This is a genomic window from Archangium gephyra (assembly GCF_042230915.1).
Taxonomy (GTDB): Bacteria; Myxococcota; Myxococcia; order Myxococcales; family Myxococcaceae; genus Archangium; species Archangium gephyra_B.
In genome coordinates this window covers 834,581-852,061 of record NZ_CP102578.1, presented here as the reverse complement: position 1 = coordinate 852,061, position 17,481 = coordinate 834,581, and the positions used below count along the sequence as shown (strand labels likewise).

The following is a 17,481-nucleotide window of genomic DNA, read 5'->3' as shown; positions in this document are numbered from 1 at the left end:
GTACGCTGAGCCCGTGCGCGTCCGTTCCCCTCGTCTGGTGTCCGCGTCCCTGCTCCTGCTGCTGTGCGCCGCCTGTGCGTCGAATGACCTCGCGCCCGGCGGACTGTCCTCCGAGGGCGTGGACCTTCCCCGCTCGTCCTCCCTGGGCGCCTTCGAGGTGCAATGGACGGGCGGCGAGGCCCCGGCCCTGCGCATCCAGCAGCGCGGCCGCACCGTCTGGGAGAGCCTCCCCGGGCGCGCCTTCGTGACCGCCGGACGCGGCACGGAGAAGGTGCACGAGTCACGCGGCCTGTTCTCCGTGGAGGACTCGCTGGAGGAGCGCTGCGTGGACCAGCGCGTGACGGCCATCGTCACCGGGGAGCCAGAGACCGTGGAGCTCCGCGGCACCCTCTCCTGCCGGAATGGCGAGGTCGGCTACGGCCTGCGCCTCACCTCCGTGTCCGAGCGGCAGCTCGCCTTCACGCTCGAGGTGGAGGACCCGCGCTACAACCGCGTGGCCCTCACGCAGGCCTCCACGAAGGACGAGGGCGTGTATGGCTTTGGCGAGCAGTTCAGCTGGTTCGATCACAAGGGCCTGCGCGTCCCCATCCTGGTGTCCGAGCAGGGCATCGGCCGGGGCGCGTTCCCCATCACGCTCGGGGCGGACCTGTCGGCGGGCGCCGGAGGCAACGGGCACACCACCTACGCGGCCGTGCCCCACTTCCTCACCAGCCGCCTGCGCTCGCTCTTCCTGGAAGACACCGAGCCGTCCTTCTTCGACCTGCGCGACGACGGGCGCATCACCGTGGAGCTGTTCTCCCGCACCATGCACGGGCGCATCCTCGCGGGCACCACGCCGCTGGAGCTCGTCGAGGAATACACGGCCTACGCGGGGCGGATGCGGCGGCTGCCGGACTGGATTCTTGGCGGCGCGGTCATCGGCATGCAGGGCGGCACGGAGAAGGTGCGCGAGGTGCTCGGGAAGCTGGAGGACAAGGAGGTGCCCGTGGCGGCCTTCTGGCTGCAGGACTGGGTAGGGCAGCGCACCACCAGCTTCGGCAAGCAGCTCTGGTGGAACTGGGAGCTGGATGCCGAGCGCTACCCGGGGTGGCCCGAGCTGGTGGGCTCGCTGGAGTCGCGGGGCATCCGGGTGATGACGTATGTGAACCCGTTCCTCGCGGATGTGGAGGGGCAGAAGCCCACGTACCGGCGCAACCTCTTCGCCGAGGCGAAGGAGCGGGGCTACCTGGTGCGCACGCCCGGGGACGCGCCGTACCTCATCCAGAACACCTCGTTCTCCGCGGGCCTGGTGGACCTGACGAATCCCGAGGCGCGGCGGTGGATGAAGGACGTGCTGCGCGACGAGGTGCTGGCGGTGGGTGCGTCGGGGTGGATGGCGGACTTCGGCGAGGCCCAGCCCTACGACGCCCGCCTGGCCGACGGCGACGCGAAGTCCTTCCACAACGCGTATCCGGAGGAGTGGGCGAGGCTCAACCGCGAGCTGCTCGATGAGGTGGACCGGGGCGAGGACGTGGTGTTCTTCATGCGCTCGGGCTTCACGCGCAGCCCGAGGCACACCACGCTGTTCTGGCTGGGGGACCAACTGGTGAGCTGGGACGACTCCGACGGCATCAAGAGCGCGGTGACGGGGCTGCTGTCGGGAGGGCTGTCTGGCTTCAGCCTCAACCACAGCGACATCGGCGGGTACACCACCATCGACAACCCGCTGCAGAACTACCACCGGAGCCCGGAGCTGCTGAAGCGCTGGACGGAGCTGGCGGCCTTCACGCCGGTGTTTCGCACGCACGAGGGCAACATTCCGGACCGCAACGCGCAGGTGTACTCGGACGACGAGTCCCTTACGCACTTCGCGCGGATGGCGAAGGTGTACCGGGCGTGGGAGCCGTACCGGCGGCGGCTCGTGGACGAGGCCGCGGACAAGGGGTACCCGGTGGTGCGGCACCTCTTCCTGCACTACCCGGAGGACCCGGCGGTGCGGCGGCTGCGCCACGAGGAGTTCCTGGTGGGCAGCGAGCTGCTGGTGGCGCCGGTGCTGGACGCGGGCGTGGAGGAGGTGCGCGTGTACCTGCCCTCGGGCCGCTGGGTGCACGTGTGGAGCGGCCAGGAGTACGGCGACGAGCGCCGCGGGACGTGGCACACGGTGGCGGCGCCGATGGGCAGGCCGGCCGTGTTCCACCCGAAGGGCTCGGAGGTGGGCGAGGCCTTCCGGGCCCGGCTGCTCACGGACGGGCTGCGCTGAAGCGCACGGCGTGGCGCCGTGGCCAGATTGTGGCCATCGGATGCACCGATCATGGTCATTTTTCCCTCGGGGAGGGCGTGTTACCCAAACCATGCCTTTCACCGAAGGAGAGCGGCATGCGCCGGCACCATTTCCCCATCGTTCCATTGCTGTTGCTGACGGCCTGTGCGAGCACAGGAGAGCGCGCCTCCGGCAAGCCGCCCCCCATCGATGGACCCCGCCAGCTCCTGCAGGGCATCCGCGAGCGTGGTGGGCTGGTGCTCGAGAAGGATGCCTACGGGGACGGGGCGACGAAGCTCGTCTACCTGGACCAGGGATGGGGGCCGCCCGAGACGCTGTGGTTCTACCATGCCGATCAGGGCTCGGTGCTCCTGCCCTACGACACCCTCGTCCATCTGGAGCAGGCCGGGAGCGACAAGCCGTTCATCCACCCCGAGCACATGACGCGCTTCCGGTTCCTCCCTCAGCACAAGACCCCGAACAACCCCGACGCGCTCCCCGTCGGCTTCGCACGCCACAAGGACCAGGTGGGCCTCACGTGCGCGGCCTGCCATACCTCGCAGCTCAACTACCGCGGCACGGCGATCCGCATCGACGGCGCTCCGGCGCTCGCGGATGTCTCTGGCTTCTTTCGTGAAGTGCAGGCGGCGCTGACGGCGACACTGGCCGATGACGCCAAGCTCGCGCGCTTCGCCGCCGCGGTGCCGGGAGGGGGCCGTGACGGCGCCAGCCTCGAGGTGGCACGCAAGAGCCTCATGCAGACGCTGCGCTGGTTCGAGAGCTACAACACCGCCAATCACTCCTCCACGATGGAGGGCTTCGGCCGGCTCGACGCGGTGGGACGGATCATCAACCAGGCCATCCGCTTCAGCAGCGATCCCAAGAACAGCCTCGAGCCCAATGCGCCCACGAGCTACCCGCTGCTGTGGGACGCACCACGCCACGACTATGTGCAGTGGACGGGGTTCTCGCCGAACGCGGGAGCGGGCTCCCTGGGGCGCAATACCGGCGAGGTGGTGGGCGTGTTCGGGCACGTCGAGGTGAAGCACTACGAGACGGAGCAGGAGGCGAAGAAGGGCTATCCCTCGACGATCCAGTCGAACGAGCTGGTCGCGATGGAGGAGTCCCTGCGCGGGCTGAAGTCGCCCCAGTGGCCGGAGCAGATCCTCCCGCCGGTCGATCGCAAGCTGGCGGCCCGCGGCGAGACCCTGTACCAGGCGAACTGTGTGTCGTGCCACGCCCTCATCGACCGCGACGATCCCCGGCGGAGCGTCACCGCCATGCTGACGGGCATCGACGTCGTGGGGACCGACGACACTACCGCCAGGAACATCGCCGAGGCGCGGGTGCCGTCGGGTGTGCTCGAGGGAGCCCTCTCGCCCAAGGGCACGAAGTATGGCGCCCAGATGAGCGCGCTCTCCTTGGTGGCGGACCTGGCCACCCGCGCCGTCTCGGCCCACCCCGATGCGGCGCTCAAGGCGCTCGCGAATGCCAGGCTCAACGGGCAGCAGGAGACCGCCAAGCAGGGCAACTACACCCGGAACAGTGAAGCGAACCCGGCGGCCGAACTGCTGGCCTACAAGGCGCGCCCCCTCAATGGGACCTGGGCCTCCTCGCCCTACCTCCACAATGGCTCGGTGCCCACGCTCTACGAGCTGCTCCTGCCCCCCGCCGAGCGGCCTGGCACCTTCGCCGTGGGCCGCTGGGAGTACGACCCCCGGAAGGTGGGCTATGTCAGCGACGGCCAGGCCCCCTTCGTCTTCGACACCCGCGTGACGGGCAACTCCAACCGGGGCCACGAGTACGGCGTGACGCTCCCCGACGCGGACCGCTGGGCGCTCGTGGAATACCTCAAGACCCTCTGACTCCGGGCGGTCCGGGTCCCGGGGCGCCTCGGGGCCCCGGGACTGGCTCCCGGAAGGCGCTTGCCTCCCTGGGGGGGAGGTGGTCGACATCCGGTCCGCTTCTCTCTCGCGCTGGAGACCTCAAGGGCGATAGTAATAGCCCATCATGAGCAAGCAGCCAGCTGACCTGATTCCCGTGCCCGAGGCACGCCGCGTGTCTCCGAACTTCATCACGGAGATCATCGACGCGGACCTGAAAGCCGGGCGGCACACGAGCATCGTCACCCGCTTCCCGCCGGAGCCCAACGGGTACGCGCACCTCGGCCACGCGTTCGCCAGCTACCTGGACTTCATGACGGCGCAGGACTACCGCGGTGTCTGCCACCTGCGCATGGATGACACCAACCCCGAGGGGGAGACGCAGGAGTACGCGGACAGCATTATCCGCGACATGCAGTGGCTGGGCTGGGACACCTCGCGCCTGTTCTACGCCTCGGACTACTACGAGCAGCTCCACGACTTCGCGGTGCAGCTCATCCGCAAGGGCCTCGCGTACGTGGAGAGCGTCAGCGGCGAGGAGATGGCGCGCCTGCGCGGCACGGTGGAGCAGCCGGGCACGCCCAGCCCGTACCGCAACCGCGGCGTCGAGGAGAACCTGGAGCTGTTCCGCCGCATGCGCGCCGGGGAGTTCAAGAACGGCGAGCACGCGCTGCGCGCGAAGATCGACCTCGCCAACCCGAACTTCAAGCTGCGCGACCCGGTGCTCTACCGCATCCTGCACGCGCCCCACTACCGGACCGGCAACAAGTGGTGCATCTACCCGATGTACGACTTCGCCCATCCCATCAGCGATGCGCTCGAGGGCATCACGCACAGCATGTGCAGCCTGGAGTTCATCGACAACCGGGCCATCTACGACTGGCTGATGGACAACCTGTTCGCCGACAAGGAGACGGGCAAGACGGCACCGCGCCAGTACGAGTTCGGGCGGCGCAGCATGGAGTACACGGTCGTCAGCAAGCGCAAGCTGCGGCGGCTGGTGCGCGAGGGCGTGGTGAAGGGCTGGGACGACCCGCGCATGCCGACCATCAGCGCGATGCGCCGGCGCGGCGTGACGCCCGAGTCCGTGCGGGCCTTCGCCTCGCAGATTGGCGTGAGCCGCACCAACCGCACCGTGGACCTGGCGCTCTTCGAGAACGCCGTGCGCGACGACCTGAACCTGCGCGCGCCCCGCGTGATGGCCGTGACGCGCCCGCTCAAGGCCGTCATCCTGAACCTGGACGCGGAGCGCATGCTGAGCCTGCCGTACTGGCCGCAGCAGGAGGACACCAGCGCCGACGGGAAGGTGCCGCTGCCCAATGGGGAGCGCGTGGCCGCCGAGCGGGCGGTGCGCGAGGTACCGCTCACGCGGGAAATCGTCATCGAGCGCGAGGACTTCAGCGCGAATCCGCCCAAGGGCTTCAAGCGGCTCACGCCGGGCGGGACGGTGCGCCTGCGTGGCGCGGGCATCATCCGCTGCGACGAGGTCATCATGGGCGCGGACGGCGAGCCGGCGGAGCTGCGTGTCACGCTGCTCGGCGAGGACGCCAAGGCCGGCGGCGTCATCCACTGGGTGAGCGCCACGCGCGGCGTGAGCGCCGAGTTCCGCCTGTTCGACAGGCTCTTCACGGTGGCCGAGCCCGACAGCGAGGCGCAGCAGTTCGATCCGGAGCAGCCCGGCCACGAGGACGAGACGCAACCGGTCAACACGGACTTCATGAGCTTCGTGAATCCGAACAGCCTGGTGGTGACGCGCGGAGTGGTGGAGCCGAGCGTCGCGAAGGACCCCGCCAGCGCCCGCTACCAGTTCGAGCGCACCGGGTACTTCTGGCGGGACCCCGTGGACAGCCGCGACGACGCGCTGGTGCTCAACCGCATCATCACCCTCAAGGACACCTGGGGGAAGAAGGCCGAGACCGCGGAGCCGAAGGCGGAGGGCAAGTCCCGGACCGAGAAGAAGGGGGAGAAGGCTCCCGCGGAGGCGCCCGTCCGTCCGTCGCTCAGCGCCGAGCAGGAGACCACGGCCGCGCGCCTGCGCCAGCAGGGCATCACCGACAACGACGCGTCCATGCTCGCCCGGGAGCCGCAGCTCGCCGCGTACCTGGAGGGCGCGGGCGGCAAGCGGCTCGGGGACCTGGCGCCCTGGGTGGTGAACGATCTGGCCACGGCCATCCGCGAGGGCACCAACCGCGTGGGCGTGGAGGCGCTCGCGGCGCTGGTGGCACTGGTGTCCGAGGGCAGCATCAGCGCCCGCATCGCCAAGGACGTGCTCGCGGAGGCGCAGGCCTCTGGCGAGGCGCCCGCGAGCATCGTGGAGCGCAAGGGCCTGCGCGTCGTCAGCGACGAGGGGCAGCTGCGCACCGCCATCCAGGGCGTGCTGGACGCCAACCCCGCGAAGGTCGCCGAGTACCGGGGCGGCAAGAAGGGCCTCACCGGCTTCTTCACCGGCCAGGTCATGCGCGCCACCAACGGCCAGGCGGACCCCAAGACCGTCGCGCGCCTGCTGAGCGAGATGCTCGGGTAGACGGGAGGCGGACAGAGCGGTGGCGGGAATCGACCCGGAGTTCCGCCTCGAACGAGCACGCCGGCCTGGAGCAGCTTCTGCATCTGCTCCTGCCCGGCGAGGCTCAGTCGTGCCGGGGTCCTCGCGCGGAAGGCGCTGCGTGCACGAGCGCCTCTCGCCACGCCGACAGCTTCTCTTCCACCTCGGCACGGTCCTCGGCATCGGGCCGGAGCCGCAGATAGGTCGAGAGATCCGCGATGGCCTCCGCTCGCCGGCCCAGGTCGGAGAGGACGACGGCGCGGTTCTGGTAGAGCTCGGGTGTATGGGAAGCCAGCGATACGGCGCGATCCAGATCGGCCACGGACGCCTGCAAGCGGCCCGCCTCGTAGTGCAATACAGCCCTGTTGGCCAGGGCGAGCGCGTCGTCGGGCGTCAGCAGGAGCACGGCATCGTAATCCGCGCAGGCTCGCTCCGCTTGACCCAGAAGCTCATGGGCCTGGGCCCGTCCCACCAGAGCCAGCACGTTCTCGGGCTCGAGCTCGAGTGCGGAAGAATACGCCCGGATGGCGTCCTCCGCCCGCTCCATGGCGCGGTAGCATTGGCCGAGGTTCACCCCAATCTCCGCATGGGGCGGACTCAGCGCGAGGGCCTGGCGGAAGTCCGCTTCCGCTTCCAAGAGGCGGCCGGCCTTGAAGGCCGCGACCCCACGCATGCCGTAATAGTCCGATTGGCTCGGGTCGATGGCGATCGCCGCCGAGTAGTGAGCGAGCGCCTCGTCATGAGCGCCCATGACGAGGCACAACTCCGCGAAGCGGAGCATGAGCGCCGCCCGCTGCAAAGGCCGTCCGTGTGGCCCGAAGTGCTCGTCGAGGAGGGCCAACGAGGCCTGGCAGATCCGCAGCGCCTCGTCTGGCTTTCCCTCCTGCAGCCGCACCAGTGCGAGCGCATTGTTGGTCTGGATGGTCAGTGTCCGGGCCTCGTCTGTGGAGGGCTCGAGCCGTGACACCGCCTCGGCGGCCCTTCGCGCGCACTGCTCCGCCAGCCGAACGTTACGCCTGGGCAGGTAGCGCAGGTGGTAGACCGCCAGGGTGTGGAAGGCACGGGCGAGCAGCGCGGGGTCGTCGCTCTTCGCGATGACTTCTTCCTCCAAGAGGCGCGCCGCCCGCTCCGCCCTCCCGGTGGCGGAGAGACAGGTACAGAGTTTGCCCAGAATGTCCCAGCGCGCCTTCGGGTCGCCGCCGCACAGGGCCTCCAGCGCGCCAACGAGCGGCTCGCCATACCGGAGCCCATCCTCGTAATAGCCCTGGCGCACGCACAGCCGCAGCCCCTCGGCCCGCCACCGCAGCGCGTTTTCAGGCTCCGCGCTCTGCTCCCAGAGATGGATGAGGCGCGGAAGGCTCGCCTCCACGGCGTCCGGTTCGCCCTGGACCCTGTGCTCCAGCTCGCAGGCGGCGTGGGCATGGGCTCGCTGGACGTCCGGGGACATCGAGGCCCGGTCCTGGGGCGCAAGGCGAAGGCGCACTCCGGAGACCTGGCAAGCACGGGACAGCTCCGTGCAGGTCGCGTCGCCCTGTCCGGGGTCGACAACGGCCAGGAGTATCAGGTCGAGCTGCGCGCCACGGCGACGCACGAGCTCGCGAAAGAATCGGCGCGACAGGTCTCCCGCGCGCCCGAAATGCTCGCAGACGAGGACCCACGGACCTTGTGCGGGGTCGGCGGCATGGAACTCGGCCAGCAGCCCAATGGCCCCGTGCAGGAGCCGGTCCGCCCGCTCCCGTGCATGGAGCTGAAACCTCTCCTCGTCCGAGGCGAGCTCGACGAGCGGCCGGTGGCGAGGTCGAATCGTCTCCCGGAGCTGGGGCAGAATCGCCGCGAGCTCGGTGTCATGCGAGACGAGGAGGGAAGGCGCCACGGCCCGGATGCGAGGGAGCAGCGCGCCGAGCAACCCGGCGACTCCCGCCCAGACGCCCCCCTGCGAAAAGTCGCAGTCGAGCACCTGACTGAAAAGGGCCTGGCCGCCTCGGGCCCTCTCGAGCCAGCCAGCGAGTGCCTCGCGGCGCTCCGGCCCGGGCTCCGCTTCCAGGACGAGCACCCGCTCCCCTGAGGGCAGGGGATAGGACGGCAAGTAGTTCCGCCAGTTCATGAGCACAGCGCGAAGCGCGCGCCTTCCTCAACCCCTCGTGGGAGCTGTCCCACGGAAGCCCAGCTCCCGCGGGAATGCGGGCTCAGGGAGTGGGCCACAAGATGGTGCCCGTCTTCACAGTCTCGGTGCTGCGAATGGTGAGCTTCTTCATGGCTTGGCGCCCTTGGGGTGACACCCTTGTCGATTACGGGGAAATCCTGTCATCGTTGCAACTCAGGCTAGAGAGGTCAGCCCCTGACTGTCAACAGCTTCGGGCCGCCAAAGTCAGAAACTGACGGGTTGTTCTCCAGGGCGGTGTACGAGGCGGCCTCCACCCCCGCCGGACTCCTCCAAAGGAGAGCCATGCTTCCACGAATCCCCCCGCCCCTCGTTTCACTCCTCGCCCTCGCGATGGCCGCCGGATGCGCGGGCCCGGAGGACGCCAGCCTCGAGCCCGAGCCGGGTGGCGCGTCATCGGCCGTCTCGCAGGCGCTCGGGGTCTGCGACGGGGTCACCTGCAGCGGACACGGCGTCTGCCGGGACAACGCCGGCAGCGCTGTCTGTGTTTGCGACGAGGGCTTCACAGGCTCCTCGTGTGCCACGCGCGGCTCCAACTTCTACGCGCGCTCGCTGCTCGTCCCGGGGCTCGCCGATCCCGACGTCTACAAGGAGAACGATGACCTGTTCTTCCTCACGGGCACCGGCGACGCGCGCACCGTGCCCATCTACGAGAGCAACGACCTCTCCAGCTTCCGCTTCAAGCGCGGCTACGACCCCTCGGTGGCCGACCCCACCTATGACTACTGCATGATCTGGGCGCCGGACCTCGGCAAGGCCAACGGGGTCTACAACCTCTACTTCTCCGCCCAGCGGGTGCCCAATGGCATGGCCTGCCCAGCGTCCGGCCAGGACGTGACGACCTTCGTCGCCTCGGCGTCCGACCTGAACCTCAACTTCGCCGCGCCCCGGCCCATCAACCCGAGCACCACCTACCCGCGCACCACCATCGGCTCGGCCTGCACGGCGCAGGGTTGCAACCGGAACATCCGCATCGACTCGGCCACGTTCAATGACACGTCGGGCAGCTGGCTCTTCTATGTCTGGTTCGACCGGGGCAACAACATCTCCTCGTTCAACCTCGCGGCCCCCGCCACGGTCTACAACCACACGGGCCCGGCGCTCTACACCCTCCCCGCGCACGAGGAGGGCATCAACGAGGCCCCCGAGCTCCTCAAGCGCAACGGCCTCTACTACCTGTTCTTCAGCAGCGGTTGGTACAACAGCCAGTACGCCATGAACTACATCATGGCGGACTCGCTGCCCGCGCTCACCCGGGCGCGCGCGGTGCGGCCGCTCTCCCAGGCGATGCGCAACGCCTCCGGGGCGCTCATCCAGAGCCATGGCCACAACGTGGTGGTGGACCGCCGCGGCGAGTTCTTCAACATCTTCCACCAGGGCGCCTTCGAGCCCGCGGGCACCTTCACCTCGCGCAGCACCTACAAGCAGCGCATCGCCTTCAAGCCCGACGGCGCCCTGCACTCGCTCAACCAAGTCAACGTCCGCTGGACGAGGCTGGCCGGGTATAGCTACTCGCTGGACCTGGTGCTGCGCGATGGGTCCGTGATTGGCCCGTGCATCGCCGTCGGCCTCATTGGCACCGCCAACAAGACGGGCTTCAACGGCGTATGCCCGAGCGCGAGCAGCCGCATGGTGAACAAGGGCGACATCGCCGCGTTCCGCATCTTCTATTCCAACAGCGGCACGTGGGGGCCCTTCGTCGAGAAGGCCTACGACGGCGTCTCGGATGACGTCTTGCTGGAGCTTCCCGGTGGCACCACGCCCTTCGTGGACCTGAGCTGGAGCGAGGAGGAGACGGGTGCCCAGTACTCCATCGACGTGCAGCGGCGCGACACGGGCGCGTGGATTGGCCCCTGCATCGGCGTCACCTCCGTCAACCGTGCCCTCTCGTGGACCTACAGCGGGCGCTGCGACACCCCGGGCATCAACGTGGCCATCTCCAACATCAGCACCTTCCGCATCTGCTCGGCGGTGAACGGCGACTGGGCCCACGCGCGCTGCGGTGCCACGGCCTACGACGGCAAGGGCATGCACGTGCCGATCGTCATCCCCTAGCGCCGCGGCCCGGCGGACTTCTCCCGGCGGCTCCTGCTCGCCCGGCAGGAAGGCATGCTCACTCCCCCAGCCCGCTTGCCTGCAGCCGGACGAGCAGCGGGCGAGGGAGTTGTCCTTCAGGACTTCCCGACGAGGCTGTATCGTTCCGGCCCACGCGCGGGCGGGGCAAGCGATGAGCGACTCACCTCGGCACCTCTTCAGGCAGGAGGCGCTGGAGCACCATGGCAAGGGGGAGACCAAGGGGAGCCTGCTGCGGCTCACCCCGCTGTGGACGCGCGTGGCCTACTGGGTCGTGCTGGCGCTGTGCGCCGTGCTCGGGGTGGGGCTGGCGGTGGTGCAGGTCCACGACTACGCCGAAGGGCCCGTGCTGGTGCAGGTGAAGGGGATGGAGGACGTCACCGCGACCCTCAGCGGGCGGGTGAGCCGCGTGCTGGTGAAGCGCGGGCAGCAGGTCCGCGCGGGCGAGCCCCTCATCGAGCTGTACGCGGGAGAGGAGTCGGCGGAGGTGGCGCGCGCCAACGAGGAGTTCCGCACGAGGCTGGCGGCGAGCCTGTTGGAGCCGCAGGCCGCGACGCGCCAGCCGCTGGCGGGCCTGCGCGCGCAGGTGGACTTGAACACGGCCCGGCTGTCGGAGCGGACGCTGAAGGCCCCGGTGGATGGCTGGGTGGGAGATCTGCGCGTGCGGCCGGGCCAGCATGTCGGCGCCGGCGAGGTGATGCTCACCCTGACGCAGGAGGGCACCGAGTCGTACGCGGTGATGCTGGTGCCCGGCCAGTACCGGCCCATGCTCGAGCCGGGCCAGGCGATGCGGCTGGAAATGAATGGCTTCGCCTACCTGTACCAGGACGTGAAGGTGACGTCGGTGAGTGACGAGCTGGTGGGCCCGGCCGAGGTGCGGCGCTACCTGGGGCCGGACCTCGGTGACGTGCTGCCGCTGGAGGGGCCGGTGGTGGTGGTGGAGGCCCGCCTGCCGCGCGACACCTTCCGCGCCCGGGGTTTCACCTACCGCTACTATGACGGCATGGTGGGCAGGGCGCGCGTGCGCCTGCGCAGCCGCAGCGGCTGGGCACTCTTGATTCCGGCATTGGATCTACTGAGGGACGAACGTGGCTGAGGAGCGGCAAGCCCCCTCTCTGGCGGAGCGCTTCCCCGCGCTCGCGCGGCTGGGCCGCGGGCTGTCGCGGCGGGAGATCCCCTTCGTCGCGCAGCTGACGGCGGTGGACTGCGCGGCGGCGTGCCTGGCCATGGTGCTCGGCTACTGGGGCCGGAGGATGTCCCTGGACGAGGTGCAGCGCTCCGCCGGGCTGAGCAACCCCCAGGGGGTGAACGCCCGCGTGCTGCTCGAGGCCGGGCGACGCTTCGGCCTGACGGGGCGCGCGGCCAAGGTGGACCTCCAGGAGCTGCACCTGCTGCCACCCGGCACCATCCTCCACTGGGAGTTCCGCCACTTCATCGTCTTCGAGGCGCTGACGCGCCGGGGCGTGCGCGTGGTGGACCCGGCCCTGGGCCGCCGCTTGCTCCCGCTCGACCAGTTCAGCAAGGCCTTCACGGGCGTCGTGCTGCTGTTCGAGCCCTCGGAGGGCTTCGCGCCCAACGACTCCCGGCGGGGCGCCAGCCGCTACCTCCAGAAGCTGCTGGAGGCCCGGCCCGTGCTGGCGCGGGTGCTGGTGATGTCGCTGATGCTCCAGCTGCTGGCGCTCGCGTTGCCGTCGCTCACCGGCGCGGTGGTGGACTTCGTGCTGCCCACCGGCGACGTGTCGATGCTGGGCATCCTCGCGGGAGGACTGTCCGTCCTCGTCGTCTTCCACCTGCTCTCCACGCTGGTGCGGGCCCACATCCTGCTGCACCTGCGCACGCACCTGGACGCCCGGTTGACGATGGGCTTCCTGGACCATCTGGTCCACCTGCCCTTCTCCTTCTTCCACGTGCGCTCCTCGGGCGACCTCGTGGCCCGCCTCAACAGCAATGCCACGGTGCGGGAGCTGCTCACCTCGGGCGCGCTCTCCGCGGTGTTGGATGGCGTGCTGGCCACCACCTACCTGGGGCTGCTGTTGCTGTTGAGCTGGCAGCTCGGGCTGATCGCCGTGGGGCTGGGGCTGCTGCAGGTGCTCGTCTTTCTCCTGGCCAGGCACCGCCAGCGCGAGCTGATGGCCAAGGACCTCGAGGTGTCCGCGCACGCCCGGAGCTACGAGGTGGAGCTGCTCACCGGCATCCAGACCATCAAGGGCATGGGCGTGGAGACGCGCGCCGTGCAGCACTGGTCCAACCTCTACGTGGACGTGCTCAACTCCTCGCTGGAGCGCGGGCGGTTGGATGCGCTGGTGGAGTCGCTCACCAGCGCGCTGCGGCTGGCCTCGCCGCTGCTCCTCCTGGTGGTGGGCACGCTCAAGGTGCTGGACGAGAACCTCCGCCTGGGAGAGATGCTGGCGCTCAACGCGCTGGCGGTGGGCTTCCTCGGCCCCATCGCCAACCTGGTCACCACCGCCTTCCGGCTGGAGGTCGTCGGGACCTACCTGGACCGCGTGGACGACGTGCTGGAGTCACCGCTCGAGCAGCCTTCCGGGCCCGTCCGGCGCAGCCTGAAGATCAGCGGCGGCATCCAGCTCGACACCGTGTCGTTCCGCTACGGCCCGCTCTCGCCGCTCGTCGTCCAGGACGTCTCGCTGAGCATCCAGCCCGGCCAGTTCGTCGCCATCGTCGGCCGCTCCGGCGCGGGCAAGTCCACGCTCGCCCACCTGCTGCTCGGGCTGTATCAGCCCGCCTCCGGCCTCATCCGCTATGACGGCGTGTCCCTGGCGGAGCTGGACCTGTACGAGCTGCGGCGGCAGTTCGGCGTCGTGCTGCAGACGCCCTTCCTCTTCCGCGGGGACCTGCGCCACAACATCGCCTACGCCGACCCAACCATCCCCCTGGAGGTGGTGATGGAGGCCGCGCGGCGCGCGCAGATTCACGATGAGATCATGGCGATGCCGATGCAGTACGACTCGCTCGTCAGCGAGATGGGGACGTCCATCTCGGGCGGGCAGCGCCAACGCGTGGCCCTGGCGCGGGCCCTGGTGTCCAACCCCTCCGTCCTCCTGCTGGACGAGGCGACGAACGCGCTCGATGTGAAGACGGAGCGCGCGGTGCAGGAGGCGATCGCCGAGCTGCGCTGCACCCGGGTGGTGATTGCCCACCGGCTGAGCACCATCCAGAGCGCGGATGTCATCCTCGTGATGGACAAGGGCCGGCTGGTGGAGCAGGGCACCCACGGCGAGCTGATGGCGAGGCGAGGGCACTACTACGAGCTGGTGGCCACCCAGACCCAGGCCGAGACCGCCGCGGTCAAGGAGCCGCAAGAGCGGCAGGCCGGCTAGGCCCCTTGAGGTAAGTCCGCGAAGAGTTCCCCTCTCCCCTCGGGAGAGGGAGCACCGAGCCCCTTCGGTCACTTCCCTGAAGGGCTCGCCTTGGAGACGACCCCCACGTCCACCACCATGCCGATGGGCAACCGTCCCCGCATGGCCTCGGAGATGACCAGGCGGGCCTCGGCACGCAGGTGGCGCGAGGTGGGATCCAACTCCGGCGAGAGGCGATCCACCACGCCCTGCACCGGCGTGCCCAGGCCCTTCACCCATACGCGCACCTCGGTGCCCTGGCGGATGGTGGTGGCGAGCGCCTCCGGGATGGCGAAGCGCAGCCGCAGCTCCTCGCGGACGAGCCGCAGCACGGGGGTGGCGCGGTTCACCAGCGTGCCGGGCTGGAGGTAGAGCTCCGAGACGGTGCCGGTGAAGGGGGCGCGGATGCGGGTCTGCTCCACGTTCTCGGTGGCGATGGCCGCCTGGGCCTGCGCCTCGGCGAGCTTCGCCTTGGCCATGTCCACGTTCACCGTGGCGAGCTGGACCTCGTTCTCGGCCTTCTCCACGTCCTCGGCCGCCGTGAGGTCCCGGATCTTCTGCTCCCGTTGCAGCTTCTTCTTCGCCTGCTCGAGCAGCAGGAGCGCGCGAGCGTGTTCGGCGTCGGCCGCCTTCAGGTTGGCCTGACGCATGGACAGCTCGAGCTGGTACATGCGCGATTCCAGCGAAGCGACCACCTGGCCCACCTGCACCCGCTCGCCCAGGTTCACCTTCACCTGCTCCAGCCGTCCGTCGATCAACGGCGCGAGGTCGAGCGACTGGCTGGAGGCCACCACCCCCACCAGCAGCTCCTCGCGCGCGGCCTCCCGCGCCTCACTGGGAGGGGAGGCCGCGGAGACCTGCCGCGCGACGAGCAGCCACAACGCCAAAGTCCATCGAGCAGACACGACCATGCGTCCCCAGTATCCGCCCGCGCGTGCCACCCTGGATAGGTCATCCGCGCACCTGCTGGCCGTGGGACGAGCAGGCAGGTTCCCCTTGCCCCCGCCTCACTGCCAGAGCCGCTTGTACCAGGGCTCCGGCGGCTTCGCTCCCCCGGCCTTCTTCCCGGGCGCGTCGTCCCCCATCTTCTTCGTGATGGTGCCCAGCTCCCAGCCAGTGAGGTTCGCCAGCGTCTCCGCCTCCTGCTGGTGCCGCTTGTCCAGCTCGCGCAGGTACTGCTTGCCCGCATCACACGTCAGCGCCCCCTTGAAGGCGTGCCGCAGCACGTAGCGCGCCTGGAAGTTCTGCCGGTCGCTCGTCTCCTGGAACACCAGGTCCTCGGGGAAGTGCTCTCCGTCGTAGCGCGCGTGCAGGCGCGTGAGCACCACCTGCGAGCCCCCTCCCATGTTGGGATCCTGCCCGTCCAGCCAGAACACCCCGAGCGCCCTCAGCTCCTCCGGGCTCAGTGGATCCGCCGCGCACGGGTCGCACCACCCCATGTCCCAGACATACTCGGTGAAGAGGGCGCGCTTCTCCTCGCGTGCGTGCGCCTTCTCGAAGAGCGCCGGGTAGAACTGCTTGAACTCATTCTTCACGAACACGGGGATGTCCATGTCGCTGGGAATCTTCACCGTGCGGTAGTTGGAGGACTCCACCCGCCCCTGCCGCGTCATGGCGTAGATGACCAGGTCCTGCGGCCCCCTCGCATTCGCCATGCCCAGGCGGATGGGCAGCATGAACTTCTTCGACTCGTAGGCCATCTGCAGCGGCCGCAGGTAGTTGAAGCCCTTGGCCTTGTGCTCCTTCAGGTTCACCTTGGCCACGAAGAACTTCATGTCCTGCTTGATGTACGGCTCCAGCGCCTTCGCGGCCCGCGGCGGAATCTTGTAGCCACTCTCGCGCAGCCACGTCTCCAGCCCCGACGACTCCTTCGCCGACAGCAGGACGATGTCGTACTCGCCAATGGTGTACTCGGCCTCCACCGTCACGCCCAGGCTCTTGCGCCGCATCTCAGCCATCGGCGCCCCCGCGGCTGTGGGTGCCATCGACGGAATGGCATCCTCGTACGCCACCTGCGGGGCGCACGGGTCCTCGTCGAAGTACTCCACCAGCCGCGGCGCGGAGTACGCATCCAGCCGCTCCACGTACTTGCGCTCGCCTACGTGGATCTGCTCGCGCTTGAGCACCACCGGCACGGGCACCACCAGGGCGAAGTCGGTGAGCTCGCCCTTGTAGTCGTTGGACATGGTGAGCACGGTGCGCTCCCCATCACGCACCATCACCACCTGCGAGGCCTCGTTGAAGAGGCTCGTGTCGGCCTTGCCCACGTAGAAGCCGCAGAAGGCCTCGGCGGCGGGCGCGGCGAGGGTCATGAAGCCAGCCGTCAGGCCGGCTGCGAGGAGACGGAAACGCATGCGTCGTTCCTTTCCGGAACCCCGCCTCCCGGCCATTGGAAGCGGCCGGAGGGCAGGACACGGTCGATGAGGGGAGTGAGGGGAGACGTCAGGCAGAGCGCCCAAATGAGCGCGTTCTGCCACCACAGGCCGTGCAGCAGGAAGAAGGCCAGCCCGGCCACGAAGACGGCGTAGAGGACGCGGCCCACCCGGTGGTCCGGCGTCGTCTTCGGGTCGGAGATCATGAAGAAGGTGAAGAGGATGAGGCCCCCGGCGGACAGCTGGTGCTGGAGGCTGGCCCAGGGCGCGCCCAGGTAGAAGATGCGCGCCGCCTTGAGCAGCACCCAGGAGCCCAGGAAGGCCAGGCTCACGTCCGAGCGGAACGAGCGGTGCGCCACCGCCAGGCCGAAGGCCGCGAACCACCCCAGCAGCGCACCACTGTGCCCCCACTGGCTGGGCGAGCACCACGCGTGCGAGGTGAGCAGCATGGCCACCACGAGGCCCAGGTTGGTGGGGTTGAAGAGGTGCTTGCCGCGCGTGCGCAGGACGAACTTGCCGGAGATGGCCACCGCGGCGGCGAAGGGCCCCACCCAGAAGGCATCGGTGCGCAACAGCAGCGACAGCCCCAGCGAGGTGATGAGCGGCGAGAGGTACCCCACCGGCGGCGTCCGGAACAGGCGCGTCATGGCCCACTGCGTCACGCACGCGGTGAGGATGATGAGGGGGGGCTGCCAGACGGGAATGTCGAAGCCCAACCACCCCACGCCCGCCACCAGGAAGGACGAGAGGAAGGCGATCTGGAGGTAGCGCGGGTCGCGGGGGAGGGCGTCGGCGAGCGGCATGTCCCCATCAACGCCCGACCCGCCCCAAAAGGTCTACGGGCTACCATGGCGG

The 17,481-nt window shown here is 69.4% G+C and carries 10 protein-coding genes; 6 read left to right on the top strand and 4 right to left on the bottom strand.

What is annotated here, in order from left to right; all coding sequences use genetic code 11:
- Positions 1–13: 13 nt before the first annotated feature.
- From NR798_RS03515 to NR798_RS03505, 3 genes are all read left to right on the top strand, one after another.
- A complete protein-coding gene (locus NR798_RS03515) occupies positions 14–2,239 on the top strand; it encodes an alpha-glucosidase (protein WP_375769972.1) in 2,226 nt (741 codons plus the stop codon).
- 116 nt (positions 2,240–2,355) lie between these two features.
- Positions 2,356–4,104: a di-heme-cytochrome C peroxidase gene (locus tag NR798_RS03510; RefSeq protein WP_375769971.1), complete on the top strand. Its 1,749-nt coding sequence runs from the start codon at positions 2,356–2,358 to the stop codon at positions 4,102–4,104.
- 145 nt (positions 4,105–4,249) lie between these two features.
- Positions 4,250–6,646 (top strand): glutamine--tRNA ligase/YqeY domain fusion protein, encoded by a 2,397-nt coding sequence (locus NR798_RS03505; protein WP_375769970.1) that lies wholly within the window; start codon positions 4,250–4,252, stop codon positions 6,644–6,646.
- Positions 6,647–6,749: 103 nt separating this feature from the next.
- On the opposite strand, the gene NR798_RS03500 is transcribed toward NR798_RS03505, so the two are convergent.
- Positions 6,750–8,750: a tetratricopeptide repeat protein gene (locus NR798_RS03500; RefSeq protein ID WP_375769969.1), complete on the bottom strand. Its 2,001-nt coding sequence runs from the start codon at positions 8,748–8,750 to the stop codon at positions 6,750–6,752.
- A 360-nt stretch (positions 8,751–9,110) separates the two neighbouring features.
- On the opposite strand from NR798_RS03500, the gene NR798_RS03495 reads away from it, so the two are divergent.
- From NR798_RS03495 to NR798_RS03485, 3 genes are all read left to right on the top strand, one after another.
- On the top strand, positions 9,111–10,880 hold the full coding sequence (locus NR798_RS03495) for a family 43 glycosylhydrolase (protein ID WP_375769968.1): 1,770 nt from the start codon (positions 9,111–9,113) through the stop codon (positions 10,878–10,880).
- Between the two features lie 172 nt (positions 10,881–11,052).
- On the top strand, positions 11,053–11,994 hold the full coding sequence (locus NR798_RS03490; RefSeq protein WP_375769967.1) for an efflux RND transporter periplasmic adaptor subunit: 942 nt from the start codon (positions 11,053–11,055) through the stop codon (positions 11,992–11,994).
- The gene (locus NR798_RS03485) at positions 11,987–14,236 is read left to right on the top strand and encodes a peptidase domain-containing ABC transporter (protein WP_375769966.1); all 2,250 of its coding nucleotides are present in this window, start codon (positions 11,987–11,989) and stop codon (positions 14,234–14,236) included. The genes NR798_RS03490 and NR798_RS03485 overlap by 8 nt, the downstream gene beginning before the upstream one ends.
- A 68-nt stretch (positions 14,237–14,304) precedes the next feature.
- Here NR798_RS03485 and NR798_RS03480 read toward each other — a convergent pair whose 3' ends face one another.
- The 3 genes from NR798_RS03480 to NR798_RS03470 form a co-directional block, all read right to left on the bottom strand.
- Complete coding sequence (locus NR798_RS03480) at positions 14,305–15,159, bottom strand: efflux RND transporter periplasmic adaptor subunit (RefSeq protein ID WP_375769965.1); 855 nt, start codon at positions 15,157–15,159, stop codon at positions 14,305–14,307.
- A 102-nt stretch (positions 15,160–15,261) separates the two neighbouring features.
- A complete protein-coding gene (locus tag NR798_RS03475; RefSeq protein WP_375769964.1) occupies positions 15,262–16,608 on the bottom strand; it encodes a DUF2330 domain-containing protein in 1,347 nt (448 codons plus the stop codon).
- Positions 16,578–17,429: an RnfABCDGE type electron transport complex subunit D gene (locus NR798_RS03470; protein ID WP_375769963.1), complete on the bottom strand. Its 852-nt coding sequence runs from the start codon at positions 17,427–17,429 to the stop codon at positions 16,578–16,580. The genes NR798_RS03475 and NR798_RS03470 overlap by 31 nt, the downstream gene beginning before the upstream one ends.
- Between the last annotated feature and the right edge of the window lie 52 nt (positions 17,430–17,481).